Annotated in this window: 16 protein-coding genes; 10 read left to right on the top strand and 6 right to left on the bottom strand. The window is 70.3% G+C overall.

All coding sequences use genetic code 11. From position 1 onward, the window contains the following. Positions 1 to 367: cellulose binding domain-containing protein (locus tag C1I93_RS20355; RefSeq protein WP_181445247.1), on the top strand; the 367-nt coding region annotated here is incomplete at its 5' end. A 134-nt stretch (positions 368 to 501) separates the two neighbouring features. Continuing rightward, entirely contained in the window at positions 502 to 2,112 is a 1,611-nt protein-coding gene (locus C1I93_RS20350; protein WP_111244897.1) for an RICIN domain-containing protein, read from the top strand. Positions 2,113 to 2,265: 153 nt separating this feature from the next. On the opposite strand, the gene bla is transcribed toward C1I93_RS20350, so the two are convergent. Then, positions 2,266 to 3,192, bottom strand: coding sequence for a class A beta-lactamase (bla, locus tag C1I93_RS20345; RefSeq protein WP_223256665.1), 927 nt, complete (start codon positions 3,190 to 3,192; stop codon positions 2,266 to 2,268). 134 nt (positions 3,193 to 3,326) lie between these two features. Between bla and C1I93_RS32625 the strand changes: the two genes are divergently transcribed. From C1I93_RS32625 to C1I93_RS20335, 3 genes are read left to right on the top strand one after another with little or no spacing between them, the layout of a single operon-like run. Next, positions 3,327 to 3,833 (top strand): LysR family transcriptional regulator, encoded by a 507-nt coding sequence (locus C1I93_RS32625; RefSeq protein WP_223256666.1) that lies wholly within the window; start codon positions 3,327 to 3,329, stop codon positions 3,831 to 3,833. Then, positions 3,740 to 4,252, top strand: coding sequence for a hypothetical protein (locus tag C1I93_RS32620; protein ID WP_223256667.1), 513 nt, complete (start codon positions 3,740 to 3,742; stop codon positions 4,250 to 4,252). Before C1I93_RS32625 ends, C1I93_RS32620 begins: the two co-directional genes overlap by 94 nt. Further along, on the top strand, positions 4,249 to 5,157 hold the full coding sequence (locus tag C1I93_RS20335; protein ID WP_111244895.1) for a serine hydrolase: 909 nt from the start codon (positions 4,249 to 4,251) through the stop codon (positions 5,155 to 5,157). Before C1I93_RS32620 ends, C1I93_RS20335 begins: the two co-directional genes overlap by 4 nt. 72 nt (positions 5,158 to 5,229) lie before the next feature. Here the strand turns inward: C1I93_RS20335 and C1I93_RS20330 are convergent, their stop codons facing one another. After that, the gene (locus C1I93_RS20330) at positions 5,230 to 6,177 is read right to left on the bottom strand and encodes a hypothetical protein (RefSeq protein WP_146603540.1); all 948 of its coding nucleotides are present in this window, start codon (positions 6,175 to 6,177) and stop codon (positions 5,230 to 5,232) included. Positions 6,178 to 6,375: 198 nt separating this feature from the next. On the opposite strand from C1I93_RS20330, the gene C1I93_RS20325 reads away from it, so the two are divergent. Genes C1I93_RS20325 through C1I93_RS20315 form a run of 3 tightly spaced genes read left to right on the top strand, consistent with a single transcriptional unit; the run spans position 6,376 to position 7,996 of the window. Continuing rightward, on the top strand, positions 6,376 to 6,804 hold the full coding sequence (locus tag C1I93_RS20325; protein ID WP_111244893.1) for a hypothetical protein: 429 nt from the start codon (positions 6,376 to 6,378) through the stop codon (positions 6,802 to 6,804). Continuing rightward, positions 6,798 to 7,022, top strand: a complete 225-nt coding sequence (locus C1I93_RS20320; protein ID WP_111244892.1) for a helix-turn-helix transcriptional regulator — start codon at positions 6,798 to 6,800, stop codon at positions 7,020 to 7,022. Before C1I93_RS20325 ends, C1I93_RS20320 begins: the two co-directional genes overlap by 7 nt. Next, positions 7,019 to 7,996, top strand: coding sequence for an NAD(P)-dependent alcohol dehydrogenase (locus tag C1I93_RS20315; protein WP_111244891.1), 978 nt, complete (start codon positions 7,019 to 7,021; stop codon positions 7,994 to 7,996). Before C1I93_RS20320 ends, C1I93_RS20315 begins: the two co-directional genes overlap by 4 nt. A 27-nt stretch (positions 7,997 to 8,023) precedes the next feature. On the opposite strand, the gene C1I93_RS20310 is transcribed toward C1I93_RS20315, so the two are convergent. The 4 genes from C1I93_RS20310 to argG all read right to left on the bottom strand — a co-directional run bounded on the left by C1I93_RS20310 (position 8,024) and on the right by argG (position 12,947). Then, positions 8,024 to 9,700 carry a CotH kinase family protein gene (locus C1I93_RS20310; protein ID WP_111244890.1) on the bottom strand — a complete coding sequence of 559 codons (1,677 nt, stop codon included), beginning with the start codon at positions 9,698 to 9,700 and terminating at the stop codon, positions 8,024 to 8,026. Next, a complete protein-coding gene (locus C1I93_RS20305) occupies positions 9,700 to 10,377 on the bottom strand; it encodes a DUF4956 domain-containing protein (protein ID WP_111244889.1) in 678 nt (225 codons plus the stop codon). Before C1I93_RS20305 ends, C1I93_RS20310 begins: the two co-directional genes overlap by 1 nt. A 4-nt stretch (positions 10,378 to 10,381) precedes the next feature. After that, a complete protein-coding gene (locus tag C1I93_RS20300; RefSeq protein WP_111244888.1) occupies positions 10,382 to 11,341 on the bottom strand; it encodes a polyphosphate polymerase domain-containing protein in 960 nt (319 codons plus the stop codon). Between the two features lie 157 nt (positions 11,342 to 11,498). After that, positions 11,499 to 12,947: an argininosuccinate synthase gene (gene argG / locus C1I93_RS20295; RefSeq protein ID WP_111244887.1), complete on the bottom strand. Its 1,449-nt coding sequence runs from the start codon at positions 12,945 to 12,947 to the stop codon at positions 11,499 to 11,501. A 129-nt stretch (positions 12,948 to 13,076) separates the two neighbouring features. On the opposite strand from argG, the gene C1I93_RS20290 reads away from it, so the two are divergent. Beyond that, positions 13,077 to 13,844 carry a GNAT family N-acetyltransferase gene (locus C1I93_RS20290; RefSeq protein WP_111244886.1) on the top strand — a complete coding sequence of 256 codons (768 nt, stop codon included), beginning with the start codon at positions 13,077 to 13,079 and terminating at the stop codon, positions 13,842 to 13,844. Between the two features lie 78 nt (positions 13,845 to 13,922). Continuing rightward, entirely contained in the window at positions 13,923 to 14,921 is a 999-nt protein-coding gene (locus C1I93_RS20285) for a hypothetical protein (RefSeq protein ID WP_111244885.1), read from the top strand. Positions 14,922 to 14,930 lie beyond the last annotated feature (9 nt).

The raw sequence follows: 14,930 nt of genomic DNA, 5'->3' as shown, positions 1-14,930 counted from the left end.
CTCGCCGACCCCGTCGCCGACCGTCACTCCCACCGCGCCGCCGCCGGGCACCGGCTGCCGGATCGGGTACGTGGTCAGCGCCTGGAACACCGGCCTGACCGCCTCGGTGACCATCACCAACACGGCTCCCACAGCGGTGAACGGTTGGAGCCTCGCGTTCACCCTGCCCGGCGGGCAGACCATCACCAACGGCTGGAACGCGACGTACTCCCCCACCTCCGGCGCGGTGACCGCGCGCAACGTCTCCTACAACGCCACCATCGCCCCGAACGCCTCGACCACCATCGGCTTCCAGGCCAGCCACAGCGGCAACACCGCCCGCCCGTCCTCCTTCACCCTCAACGGAACCCCCTGCACGATCGCGTGATCCCGGCCCGGGCGGGGCTGGGATCGCGTGATTCCCGCCCCGTCCGGCCATCCGCCGTCCGGACGTCAGGTGCCGGCACGGTTGATCTTGGTCTCCCGCCACACCACCACCGACCCGTACCGGAGGACCTTCGCATGCTGCCCCGGAGAACGACGCGACGACCACGCCGCTGGTTGGTCGTCGTCACCACGCTGGCCATGCTCGGCACCGCTGCCGTGGTCGCCGCACCGACCGCGTCAGCCGCCACCGTCGACCCCAACGCCACATACGTGTTCGTCAACCGACACAGCGGCAAGGCGATGGACGTGTGGAACAGGTCCACCGCCGACAACGCCCCGATCAACCAGTACAGCCGCAACGACGGCACCAACCAGCAGTGGCGTTTCGTCGACGCCGGCGGCGGTTACTACCAGATCCGCTCGGTGTTCAGCGGCAAAGTGCTCGAACTGCCGAACGCCACCGACGGCGCGCAGCTCGTCCAGAACGCCGCGGCCAGCGGCAACACCCGACAACACTTCCGGCTGGCCGACTCCGACAGCGGCCACGTACGCTTCGTCAACCGCCACTCCAACAAGGCGTTGGACGTGTGGGGCTGGTCCACCGCCGACGGGGGCATGATCTCCCAGTTCCAGGATCAGAACGGCGTCAACCAGCAGTGGCAACTGGTCGGCCTCGGCAGCGGTGCCCCGGGCAGCGGCTGTGGCAGCGGCACCTTCCAGGCCGAGGCGGTGCTCAACGGCGGCACGTGGACCGCCCGCAACGGCGGCACCACCGTCTACACCGGCGGCGACATGCGGGCGGCCGTGCAGGCCGCGGTGAACAGCCTCAGCGCCGGCCGGACCAGCAAGCAGCGGGTCGTGGTACGCGGTTCCGGCTCGATCAGCGCCGGCTCCCGCATCTCCCTGCCCAGCTACACCACGATCGACGTGTGCGGCACGATAAACGTGACCGGGTCGGGCAGCGGTGACCAGGCGCCGATCTACTCCCGTGGCACCACCCAGATCGAGGTGCAGCACCTCACCGTCACCGGTACTCCGCTGTACGGCATCTTCCTGCGCAACGTCACCGACGTGGTGCTCGGTCAGATCGACATGCGGCTCTCCGGCGGGTTGGGCGTACGCATCGACAACCGGGGCGACACCAGCCAGTGGACCCGCAACGTCCGCATCGACAACGTGTACGTCTCCGGTGCCGGGTCGCACGCGGTGGAGACGTACGGCGTGGACGGTCTGACCGTCGGCACCGTCACCGCGCGCAACGTCGGCGAGTCGGGGCTGCTGCTCAACCAGACGATCAACGCCACGGTGACCACCGTCGACGCGGAGAACGCCGGTGCCGGCACCGGGTACGCGGCCTTCCGGATCGCCAACCGGGCCGGTCGGATCGGTTCCAGCTACCCGACGAACATCCGGGTCGGCACCGTACGGGCGCGCGGGGGCGGTCGGGGCGTCTTCTGTGTCTCGGAGTCCGGCGGGCTGGCGATCAATCGCGTCGACATCGCCAACACCGGCAACAACGCGATCCTGCTGGAGAACTGTTACGGCGTGGACATCGCCGCGGGTGGCGGCACGATCAGCGGTGGCGGCGAGGTACGCCTGGCCGCCCGGACCGAGTTCCCCGGCAACCGGGACCTGACCCTGCGCAACTTCACCCTCGTCAACAGCCGGATCCTGGAAAGCCCCTGCACGGCCAACCTGACCATCAGCAACGTCACGCTGAACAACTCGACGATCAGCCGCTGCTGAGCCGCGCTACGCCAGGTGTCGAGGTCCTCGGCCGAGGATCTCGACACCTGGCCGGTACGCCGTGCCGGGCCGGCGCTTGTGCGCCGGCCCGGCCGATTGTCGTTAAGAGGGGGCCCCTCCTCTACACGAGGCGTTATAAGGGGGCCCCTCCTTTCACCGCAGGGCGGTGAGGGTTAGTTCGGTGGCGCGGGCGAGCAGGGCGTCGTCGCGCTCGGCGTCCTTGTCGGACCTGCTGGAGAGCACGGCCAACACGATCGGGGCCCGGTCCGGCGGCCAGATCACGGCGATGTCGTTGCGGGTGCCGTAGCCGCCGGAGCCGGTCTTGTCGCCCACCTGCCAGCCGTCCGGGGTGCCGGCCCGGATCGTCTTGTCGCCTGTGGTGTTGCCCTTGAGCCAGTCGACAAGCACGGCCCGGTCCTCTGCGGTGAGCGCGTCGTCGACGGCGTACGTCTTCAGCGAGGTGGCCAGCGCGCGGGGCGTACTGGTGTCGCGGGTGTCGCCCGGGGTCGCCTCGTTGAGTTCGGTCTCCCACCGCGCCGGCTCGGTGACCTCGTCGCCGATGTCGCGCAGCACCTGCTGGAAACCAGCCGGCCCGCCGAGCCGGTCGAGCAGCAGGTTGCCGGCGGTGTTGTCGCTGTAGCGCACCGCCGCGTCGGCGATCGCCCGCAGCGACATGCCGGTCTCGACGTGCTGCTCGGTGATCGGCGAGTAGGTCACCAGGTCGTCGCGGGAGTACTTGACGATCTGGTCCAGTTCCTCGGTGGAGGTGTCGGCGAGGACCGCGGCGGCGGCGAGGGCCTTGAACGTCGAGGCGTACGCGAAGCGCTCGTCGGGCCGGTGCGCGACGGTGCGGCCGGTGCCGGTGTCGAGCGCGTACACCCCGAGCCGGGCGTCGAACTCCCCCTCCAGCGGGGCGAAGTCGACGGCCACCGGCGCGGTGGACGGCGACGACGAGGTCGGCGACGCGGCAGACGGTGACGCGGGCGCGGTGGGGGTGCCGGGTGAGCACCCGGCAAGCAGGCCGAGCGCCAGCGCGGCGGCGAGGGCGCGGTTTCGGGTACGGCGGATGGTGCTGGTCAAGTCTGGTCCTTCCGTCGGTCGTCCCGGCACCCGGAGACCTTCCCGGATGGCCGGTAACCAGGCTCGCAGCGCTCGTCCATGCTGTCGAAGACACCGAAGGCGATACTGATGCTGATCCGGCATAGAATTCCGGTGTGGACCTGGTGGCGGCCTGCCGGGCGTTCGTGTCGGTCGGTGAGCACGGCAGCTTCACCGTCGGCGCCTCCGTCGCCCGCATCCCCCAGTCGGTGGCGAGCCGCCGGGTCGCCGCCCTGGAGCAGCACCTCGGTGGTCGGCTCTTCGACCGCACCTCGCGTAGCGTCACGCTCACCCCGTTCGGGCGGGACATGCTCCACTCGGCCCGGCGGATCGTGGACCTGGCCGAGGCGATGGAGCACGACGCCGAACGGGCCCGACTGCGTCCGTTCCGGCTGGCCGTGCCGGCGGCCTGCGCGCCACGATCGCTTGCCGGTCTGGTGGTGGAGGCCCGGCGACACGAGCTGAACCTGGAACTGCGCCGCGCCGAGCCGAGCCGGCGGAACGGGCGCGGCTGCGGCAGAGTTTCGAGGTGCGCGGCGCGCTGGTGGGCGTACCGCCCGACGAGGCCGCGTGGCGGGTGCCGCTGGGTCTCGGCAGCGGCACCGACCCGGGTGTGGAGGTGATTCACCTGGAGACGCTGCGCGCGCCACGCGCCGACCGGCGACCCCGACGACGCCGGGTCTGGCTCTCACCGGAGGACGACGTGCCGCACGTCCGCGACCCGCTGACCCGGCTACGCGACGCCGCCGGGCTGCAACCGGCCCAGGTGGCGGTCTCGGCCTCCCTGGTCGACGCCACCGCCGAGGCGCTCGCCGGCGCCGACCTGATGCTCTGCTCACCCGCCGAGGCCCGGGAGCTCGGGCTGCACTGGCGGCCCCTCGGCGGGCTGCGGCCGGTCCGCGGCTACCAGGTGACCGCCGGCGTACGCGAGGACGCCGAGCGGCTACGCGGCCTGCTGGGCGCCGCCATCGGTCGGTGTCTCGGTGCGGAGGAGCAGGTGCCCGAGGACCGGCCGGCGCACGGCCGGCGGGAGCCGACGTGACGGTCGGCCGGCTGCTCCGCGCAGCTCGGGAGACGCTGCGCCAGGCCGGGCTGCGCGGCTGCCTGCTGGTTCGCGACCTCGACACCGGCGACGAGTTGGGGCTCGACACCGACGTCGTCCTTCCGGTCGCGTCGCTGGTGAAGGTGCCGCTCGCGCTGGCCACCGTGGATCGGATCGTACGCGGCGAACTCGACGGCGCCACAGCGGTCACGGTGGCGCCCGGCCGGGTGCGGACACCGGGTCCGACCGGGCTGAGCCGGTTCCGGCACCCGGCCACCGTGGCCGTCGACGACCTGCTCTATCTCAGCATGGCGATCAGCGACGAGGGCGCCTCGGACACGCTGTTCAGCCTCACCCCGCCGGCTGAGGTCATCGCCACGCTGCGCCGCTTCGGCCTCGAGGGGATCAGCATCCGGCACCGCACCCGGGACCTCACCGACACTCCGGCCGAGCGGTTCGCCCCGGACGAGGTCCACCTCGCGCATTCCCTCGCCGCGTCCGCGACCACCGCCGGTCAGGGCCATCCGGTCCCCCAGCTCGACGTGGGCCGGGCCAACGCCGGCTCGGCTCGGGCCTTCGTCGAGCTGCTGCACGCCCTGTGGCGCCCGTCGCGCATCCCGGCGCCGGTCGCCGCCTGGGTACGCGAGCTGATGGGCGAGAACCTGCTGCGGCAGCGACTCGCCCCGGACTTCAGCTCCGACGCCTCCCGCTGGTCGTCGAAGACCGGCACCCTGCTCAACCTGCGGCACGAGGTCGGCGTGGTGGAACACAGCGACGGGCAGGCGTACGCGGTGGCCGCGCTGAGCGAGTCGTCGGTGCCGGCGGCCGTGCAGCCGCAGGCGGAGGCGGCGCTGGCGCAGGTGGCGCGGGAACTGCACGACGCCCTTCGGGCCACCCACCGCTGACCCGCCGGGTAGGAGCGGGTCGCCGGCTGCGGCGCCGCACCGGGACGGTCGGCGGTGGCTCAGGCCCCGATCTCAGCCGTCGGCAAGCAGGTGCTCACGTTCGGTCTCGATCGCGCCGAGGCTGGCGTGGTCCCGGGCGGCCCGCTGCGCGAGCCGGACCCGCACGTCGCTGACCAACCGCCGGCACTGCGCGACGTGGGACCTGGCCTGTGTGATCCGCTCCCGTACCGCCAGGTCGGTGAAGATGTTGTCGAACCAGATGTCGACGAACCGGGTCAGGCTGCCGACGGCCAGCCGTGGCGCGATCACGTCGATGCCCGGCACGTCGGCGAGTTCGGTGCGCAGCGCGGCGAGGCACCGCTCGGCGCGGGCGGCGGCCTGTGCCGCGTCGTCCAGGCGGGAGTGTTTGATCGCGCTGCCCACCACCCCGCCGCCGAAGAAGGTGTCGTAGGTCGACCAGCCCGAGGCGCTGTCGAGGCTGCGCTGCACCTCCTCCAGGGCCTCCTGGGCGGCGCGGGCGGCCTGCTCGGCCTCGGCCACCTCGCGTAGCTCGCCGGTGAGCCGTCCACGCTGGTCGGCCAGGGCCAGCAGCCGCGCCGCACGCGGGTCGCCGGTGCCGGTCAGGTGCCGCTCCTTGGCGTCGAGCGCGGCGGCGTACGCGTCGGGTGCCCCGGCGAGTCGACCGAGCCGCGCGCAGGCGGCGTCGTGCTCCCGCCGCAGCGCGTCGAGGCGGGAGGCGGCCTCGGCCGCGCGGTAGCGGGCGGCGTCGGCCTCGGCCCGTTCCCGGGCCAGCAGGTCGTCCCGGGCGCCCCGCAGCGAGGCCAGCACCCGGGTCAGCGAGACGCCCTCCAGCCGGGCGACGTCCTTCTCCTCGTCCACGCACCGCTCTCGCAGCCGCGCGACCTGCCCGGCCAGTTCGTCGACCCGGGCACGCAGGTCCGCGACCCGGTGCGTGGTCACCTCGTACTCGCGCAGCGCCTCGGCTGCCCCGGAAAGCCGGTGCTCGATGTCGTCGGTCACGTGATCCATTGGACGAACCCGATGCAAGGGCACCGCCGGCCGGAGCCGATCAGCCGCCGCGTCGATCTTCGGCCGCAACACCCGGCCGTCCTCGTCCGCAGCGGCTTCGGACGCGCAGCGATGTAAAAGTTTCTAGACATGAAGTCGAAGATGTCTTACTCTTGGCGTGTCAAGGATTCTTTACATGGGGAGCCGGCCATGACGCACGAGGAGAGACGCGCCTGGATCATGCTGATGGTCAGCCTGCTCGCCTACACCGGCTACGCGGCCGTGCTGCTGAGCCGGGCCGAAGGCGGCTCGCTGACCGCGACGCCGTACGTCGCCGCGATGCTGTGGACGATCGGCGGAGCCATGGTGGCAAGCATCCTGGCCGAGATCGGCATGGGCGTGCTGAACCCACGAGCCTCCCGGGTCACCGACGACCGGGATCGGGAGATCGGGCGGCTCGGCGACCGCGTCGGGCAGGCGTTCGTGGTGATCGGCGCGGTGGCGGCGATGCTGATGGCGATGGCGCAGTGGCACTGGTTCTGGATCGCCAACGTGATCTACCTGTGCTTCGTACTCTCGGCAGTCGTCGGCTCGCTGGCCAAGGTGATCGCATACCGCAAGGGCGTGCCGCAGTGGTGAAACCGACCCGCGTCACCAACAACATCCGGGCGCTGCGCTTCGCCCGCAACGAGATGACCCAGGCCGAACTCGCCGACCGGGTCGGGGTGACCCGGCAGACCGTGATCGCCATCGAACAGGGCCGCTACTCCCCGTCGCTGGAGATGGCCTTCCGGATCGCCCGGGTCTTCGGCGTACGGCTCGACGAGGTGTTCCAGTATCCCGAGGAGACATCATGAAGGCCATCGTGCACGACGTTTACGGCACGACAGACGTACTCCGGCTGCGCGACGTCGAGCGGCCGCGCATCAGCGACGAAGAGGTGCTGGTCGCGGTGCGCGCCGCCGCCGTCGACCCGGGAGTGTTGATCTTCATGGCCGGGCGTCCCTACCTGGCGCGGCTCGCAGCCGGGCTGCGCCGACCCCGGGTGCCGGTACTCGGCCGGGACCTGGCCGGCGTGGTGACCGAGGTCGGCCCCCGGGTGACCCGCTTCCGGCCCGGCGACGAGGTGTACGGCACCTCCCTGCGCGGCACCTACGCCGAGTTCACCGCCACCCACCAGAAGCGGCTGGCCCCCAAGCCGGCCAACGTGTCCTTCGCGCAGGCCGCCGCCGTACCCGTCTCCGGGATGACGGCGCTCCGCGCGGTCCGCGACAGCGGCCAGGTGCGCCCGGGTCACCGGGTGCTGGTCATCGGCGCGTCCGGCGGCGTCGGTTCCCAGGCCGTGCAGATCGCCAAGGCGTACGGCGCCACCGTGACCGGCGTCTGCGCCCCGGAGAAGACCAGATTCGTCCGCTCCCTCGGCGCCGACGACGTCCTCGACTACACCCGTGCGGAGATCGACCGGGACGGCCCGGTCCACGACGTGGTCATCGACACCGGCGGTGACCGCCCACTGTCGCTGCTGCGACGCGCACTCACCCCGCGCGGAACCCTGGCGCTGGTCGGCGGCGACTGGACCAGGGGCCCGCTGCTCGGCGGATACGGCCGACAGATACTCGGAGCGCCGCTGCTGTCGACGGTCGTCGGCCAACGGCTGCGCGCCGTCAACGCGGTGGAGCGCACCGAGGACCTCGACGAGTTGAGCGAACTCATCCGCTCCGGTGCGCTGACCCCACCGGTCGACCGCAGCTATCCGCTCGCCGAAGCGGCGGAGGCACTCCGTCACTTCACCGAAGGGCGGCCGGCCGGCAAGGTCGTCATCACCGTATGAGCCGAACGGCCGCCCCGCGGCGACCGGTCAACTCCCGGTGATCACCTCGTTGGTGGCGAGGCTCTCGGTGCGCTGTTGGATCAGCGTACGCAGGTTCTCCGCGTCGCTTGTCGCCGCCGACTCGTCGTAGCCGTCGACGGTGGCGAGCACCTCGGTGACGGCGTCCACAGTGGCCAGCGCCGCACCGTCGGCGTACACCTGCTGGTAGAGGCTGCGGTAGGCAGCCTCGTACACCTGCTTGAACTTCTCGCTGGCCAGGAAGCGCTCCTTGAGCTTGTGACCGCTGCCCCCGAACCCGCCGTTGCCGCCCGGACCGGCTTCCCCGTCGGGCCTGGTGAAGCCCTCCGGCGGGGTGAAGCCCTCGGGCGGGGTGAAGCCCTCGGGCGGGGTGAAGCCTTCCGGCGGGGTGAAGCCCTCCGGTGCTTCGGCGTCGGTCTGTTCACCCGTGGCGTCGGTCCCACCGCGCATGCCGCCGCGGAACCCGCCACCGAGCCGACCCTGCTCGTGCGGTCCCTGGGTGGCGCTGCCGCTGAAGGTGAGGTTGTAATCCCAGCCGATCACGGTGAACTTCTTGGTGCCGAGGTCGTACCAGAGGTAGTAGTTGCGCCCCGGCCCGGACATGTCGTCGAAGTTCAGCAGCAGGTTCTGCCAGGCCGCGTATCTGGCGAAGGACTCCACGTCGACCCGGTCGGCGAGCTGCTCGTCGAACTCCTCGTCACTGGCCGTGTTGACCCATTTGATCAGGTCGATGACCGGTTGCAGGTCCTGACTGCCCTTCATGGTGATCTGTTTGAAGTCGTCGGCGTAGTCGATCGGGTCGTCGCCCTGGTCGGTGAACTGCCCGGTGGCCAGGGACTTGTAGAGCACACCCGAGCTGTCGAAGTCGTCGGCGAAGTTCTCGTCGGGATGCTCGATGACCAACCGCGCGGTGGTCGGCCGGTCGTTGACCGTGAAGCTGGTGTACGCGTACTCCTGGCTCACCTCGCCGGCGGCGGCGAGCAGGTCGAGGGTGACCGCCTCGTTGAGCACCGTCGACCCGCCGCCCATGCCGGCCACCCGCACCGCGATCTCCCGGTGGTCCTGGTAGCGGCGGCCGTCAACGTACTCGTCGAAGCGGATCAGCCACGGCAATGTCTCCGGTTCCTCGGCCTTCAGCGACGACTGGGCGAACCCACCGCCACCGATCCAGCCGCCACCCTGCTGGCCCTGACCACCCTGCTGGCCCTGGCGGCCCTGCTGGCCCTGACCACCTTGCTCACCCTGCTGGCCCTGGCGGCCCTGACCACCCGGTCCGCCCTGGCCGCCGGAGCGTTGTGGGGTTTCGCCGTTGCGGCTCAGGCTGCGCAGCGTGGAGTTGCCCTTGAGTCGGATGCCGACGCTGGGGATGGTGGTGCCGTCGATGACCAGGTCGGCCTCGATGTACTCCTTGTCCCCCTCGTCGTAGAAGGCGTCGAGCATGCGCTCGTAGTCCGCGTCCCGGAACACCAGCTCGATACTGTGTGCCACGGTCTCGTCGAACAGGTCGACAGTGCCGAGAATGTTCTGGGTGACCACGTCGCCGCCGGTGTCGCTGGTGCTGGTGACGTAGGGGCGGATACGTACGGTGCTGAGCGTGACCGTCAGCACCAGCACGAACGCGAGGCAGCCGGCCAGGAACTTCCAGTAATGTCGGATCCGGATCGGAATCCGGCGCTTCCAGCGCATCACAGATCCGTCTGGTCGTAGCCGGTCAGCACGGTCACCCGCTGGCCACCGGTCCGTTCAGCCAACGCGTTGATCAGCTCACCGGGTTCGGCGCCCTTCTTCAACCGCACCGTGTACATGATCTCGGTGAGCGCCCCGCCCCGGATGGTCTCCATGCTCACCAGCTCGAACTCACTGGTGAAGCGGATCAACACGTCCTGGAGATTTTCGGTGTAGTTGCCGGTCGGCGGCACCTGCACCTTCACCACCTGCCGCTGCACGCTGGAGGCGAACCAGTTGAAGCGGTACATCAGCACGATGATCAGGCTGATCGCGATGGCGGCGACCACGGCCAGCACGTAGAACCGGGTGCCGCAGGCCATCCCGATGCCCATCACCAGGAAGATGAACCCGACGTCGCGGGTCTCCTTGATCGCGTTGCGGAACCGCACCACGGAGAGCGCACCGACCAGGGCGAATGCTCTCGCGATGTTGGAGCCGACGACCAGCATGATCAGCGAGATGAGCATGCCGAGGATGACGAGCGTCTGCACGTACGACTGGCTGTACGAGACGTTGCGGTGGGTGAACCGGTAGACCCAGCCGATCATCGCGCTGAGCAGGAACGACAATGACAGGGCCAGGGCGATGTCGCCGACACTGAAGGTGCCGGACAGATCCTGGAACTCGAACGGCATGGGGTCAGACCTCACTCTTGGCGTAGTTCGGGGCCGGCGCGGCGGCCATCGGGCTGGCGGGCAGAACGGTGTCGTCGTCAGCGACGTGGTAGACGGAACGGGGAGCGCGACCGAATGCCTCGACGCTCTGGCAGTACTTCGACATCCGGACGATGGACAAATTCGACCGGGCCGCCAGATCGGTGAGCCAGTACGGCACCCGCTCATTGGCCTTGATCTCCAGCACGGAGAACTTCGCCGGCACGATGAGCCGGTTCTCCGCGTCCGCGCCGAGGTGGAAGTCGCGGTCGCGGCCGCGTACCCGATGATCGAGGGTGACCCGTAGGCCGAGGTCGGCGTCGCGGCCGACGAACGCCTCCCGCTGGTAGCCGGTCATCGCCACCGGCTTCAGGTCCAGGCCGCAGAGCAGTTCGAGCACCTCGTCGAGGAAGGCCCGCTGCTCCGGGTGGTGCTCGACCAACTGCCGCCGGTCGCACAGATCGCGGGCCAGGTGGTACGGCAGGGCGATCCGGCGCTTCTGGGTGACCCGATTGACCCGCTGCTTGATCTCGACGTGCACGATGCTGTCGTCGGTGATCGTGGAGCGGTCACCGTAGTGCCGCACCCGCAGCTTGCGGCGGAACTTCAGCCCTTCGATCTTCTCCCAGTAGAAGCGCAGCTGGTCGGTGTCGTAATAGACGCTCCACACGCCGTACCCGGTGCTGCCGCCGTGGCTGTCGCGCTCCATGCGCGCGGTGAACCGGTCCCGCAGCGCCGGCACGTCGTCGGTCGGCACCAGATACTTGATCTCGTACCGGTTGAACGCGTGCAGCCGGCTGGGCGCACGCAGCGCGTGCCCGACCTGGTCGTCGCCGCGATCATGGCCCTGCTCCCGGGCCGACTCGTCGGCGTCGGGCCGGTGGGGACCGGGACGTTCCGGCGGGGCGGGGGCGCGGGACTGAGCCCGGCGGAGCCATGAGCGCATGTGCTGGCCAATCTCATCGGAGACAGGGACCAGCAAATGCAATCAAGCGAGGCTATGAACCAGCTTAGAATTTCGGATGAACCTGCGGTGAACCGACCGAACGGTCGTCGGCGTGGGCCGACGACCGTTCGGATCCATGATTGGCGGTGCCTGCCGGTCAGTCGACGCCGAACTCCATCGCGGCCCGGTCCAGCGCCTCGTCCTCGGCGGAGGCCACGCCCCGGGAGGCGATGGCTTCCGCGCCGCCCTGCGGCATCGCGCCGATCAGCCCGGTGGAGGCGGCCTGGGCGGCGCCGACCACCCGCTGTGGGGCGCCGCCGACCATGCCGAGGCTGGCGTACTGCTCCAGTTTCGCCCGCGAGTCGGCGATGTCCAGGTTGCGCATGGTGAGCTGGCCGATGCGGTCGGACGGGCCGAAGGCCGAGTCCTCGGTACGCTCCATCGACAGCTTGTCCGGGTGGTAGCTGAACGCCGGCCCGGTGGTGTCCAGGATCGAGTAGTCCTCGCCCCGGCGCAGCCGCAGCGTCACCTCACCGGTGACCGCCGTGCCGACCCAGCGCTGCAACGACTCACGCAGCATCAGCGCCTGCGGGTCCAGCCAGCGGCCCTCGTACATCAGCCGGCCCAGCCGACGGCCCTCGTTGTGGTAGTTGGCCAGGGTGTCCTCGTTGTGGATGGCGTTGACCAGCCGCTCGTACGCGGCGTGCAGCAGCGCCATGCCGGGTGCCTCGTAGATGCCCCGGCTCTTGGCCTCGATGATCCGGTTCTCGATCTGGTCGGACATGCCCAGGCCGTGCCGGCCGCCGATGGCGTTGGCCTCCAGCACCAGGTCGACAGCGCTGGCGAACTCCTTGCCGTTGATGGTCACCGGGCGGCCCTGGTCGAAGCCGATGGTGACGTCCTCGGTGGGGATCTCCACCGACAGGTCCCAGAACCGGACGCCCATGATCGGGTTCACCGTCTCGATGCCGGTGTCCAGGTGCTCCAGGGTCTTCGCCTCGTGCGTGGCGCCCCAGATGTTGGCGTCGGTGGAGTACGCCTTCTCGGTGCTGTCCCGGTACGGCAGGCCGCGCTCCAGCAGCCACTCCGACATCTCCTTGCGGCCACCCAGCTCGGTGACGAAGCTGGTGTCCAGCCACGGCTTGTAGATCCGCAGCTGGGGGTTGGCCAGCAGGCCGTAACGGTAGAACCGCTCGATGTCGTTGCCCTTGAAGGTCGAGCCGTCGCCCCAGATCTGGACGTCGTCCTCGATCATGGCCCGCACCAGCAGCGTCCCGGTGACCGCCCGGCCCAGCGGGGTGGTGTTGAAGTAGGCCCGCCCGCCCGAGCGGATGTGGAAGGCACCGCAGGTCAACGCGGCCAGCCCCTCCTCGACCAGGGCGGCCCGGCAGTCGACCAGCCGGGCGATCTCGGCGCCGTAGTGCAGCGCGCGACCGGGCACCGACGCGATGTCGGGCTCGTCGTACTGGCCGATGTCGGCGGTGTAGGCACAGGGCACGGCGCCCTTGTCGCGCATCCACGCGACCGCGACGCTGGTGTCGAGGCCACCGGAGAAGGCGATGCCGACACGTTCACCGCTGGGCAGGGAGGTCAGAACCTTGGACACAAGGAAGAGTATGCACCATCCCGCATACCCATGCAACCAGGACTGGCGCAAGGAGGGGCCCCCTGTTAACGCCTCGGGTAGAGGAGGGGCCCCCTGTTAACAGCTTGCCCGGCCAGCGAGCATGAACTCGTGACAGTTGATCCGGTAGCGGCTCGGGCTCGACGGCTCTGGGTCCAGTTGGCCGGCGTACCGCTGATTTTTCCCGCCCGGGGTGCCGTCGTGGCGGTGTCGGCCGGATCGCTGATGTGCCCGCCCGGCTGGATCGGGATCGTCGCCCTGGGCGACGCCGCGATCAGCACCGTGCCCACCGACCGGCTGCAGCAGAGCGTCCGGGCGGCGCTTGCCGCGCTCCCCCTCCCCGCGGTGACAGACCCCGCGCGACTGGCAGCGGTGTTGCCTGTCGAAGACGTCCTGGGCCCGGCCACGCTCGCCTACTGCGACGAGCGCTATTTTCCGCCGCAGCGGCCGGGCGTCACGGAGAAGGTGCCCGGCGGCCATCGGGAACTCGCCGACTTCCTGGCCTCCGTGCCGGCGTCGGACGCCGAGGAATGCGGGCTGGCGGAGATCACCTCTTCGGCCTTCGTCGTGCGGGCCGGCGGACGCGTGGTGGCCGCGGCGGGTTACCGGCACTGGCCCGCACAGGTGGCCCAGGTGAGCGTGGTGACCACACCGGACCGACGGGGGCGCGGTCTCGCCCGGCTCGCGGCCGGCGCGGCGGTGGCGGACAGCCTGACCAACCGGCTGCTGCCCCAGTGGCGGGCCCGATCGGAGGCGTCTCGCCGGGTGGCGCGGGCGCTGGGATTCCGCGAACTCGGCACTCAGGTCAGCGTGCGGGTCGGCACGACGAGGCCATCAGCAGGAGCAGACATCGGAAAGGTGGGACCGCCCGTCGATTGAGCAAGCACGAAGAAACACGTCCTCGGCCGATCCGTCATCATCAGAATCTCACCCTCCGTGATGCCGAGGAGCGTTTCTGTGACCCAGACCGAGCGACGCACCAGTCATCCCCGCGCCGTCGAGCAGCTCCAGCTACCGTCAACGCCCCGCGCCACCTCCCTGTTCGTGGTCGGCGACGTGCCGCGCCGGCGCGGACTGATCATCCTGCTCAGCGTGCTGGGCGGCTTCCTGCTCACCGTGATCTGGTCGGCGGAGTTCGTCGATCAGACCATCGGCGACAACATCGCCAACACGATGCTGGGCCACGACGCCAAACAGACCCCGATCAGCGGAGTAGCGGCCGGCGTGATCTTCGCGTTCGTCTCCGGTGTGGCCGGCACCTTCACCGCCTGCAACATCGCCGCGTTCGGTGCCATCGCGCCGCTGGCCGGTACCTCCGGCGGCCGCCTCGGCCGTTTCCTGGCACCGCTGCGCCCGCTGGGCTGGATGGCGGTAGGCATGATCGCGGTGTCCGCCGTCTACGGCGCGATCGTCGGTCTGGTCGGCACGTCCATGCCTCAGTTCTCCACCGCCGCGAACACGCCCGGATCGCTGTCGCCGCGCAGCATCCAATCCATGGTGGTCTTCGGCGCCATCGGATTGATCATGGTCTACCTGGGGCTGGCCGCGCTCCGGGTGGTGCCGGATCCGTTCGCCCGGATCGCCCGCCGGCACCCGCACGCTCCGCTGGTCTTCATGGGCGTGCTCATCGCCGGATTCCTGATCGGACGGCCGTTCCCGCTGTTCCGCCAGATGTTCCGCGACGCCGCGGAGAGCGGCAACCCGCTGTACGGTGCCGCCGCGTTCACCCTCCAGTCGATCGGCAACATCGTCATCATGGCGGTGCTGTTCCTGCTGCTGGCATGGTTCGCCGGCAGTCGGCTACAGCGCTGGTTCGCCGCGCGCCCGACCCGGTTGGCGGCGACCATCGCAGTGGCGTTCCTGGTCGCGGGTGCCTTCACGTTCCTCTACTGGGACGTACGGCTGCTCGCTCGCCGGGAGATCATCCCCTGGTATCCGACGGCCCCCTGGGCGTAACACCGCCCC

The sequence above is a fragment of the Micromonospora endophytica genome (assembly GCF_003236305.1).
In the GTDB taxonomy this organism is placed as follows: Bacteria; Actinomycetota; Actinomycetes; order Mycobacteriales; family Micromonosporaceae; genus Micromonospora; species Micromonospora endophytica.
Note: the sequence above shows the minus strand (reverse complement) of the source record. Positions and strands in the feature narration are given on the sequence as shown.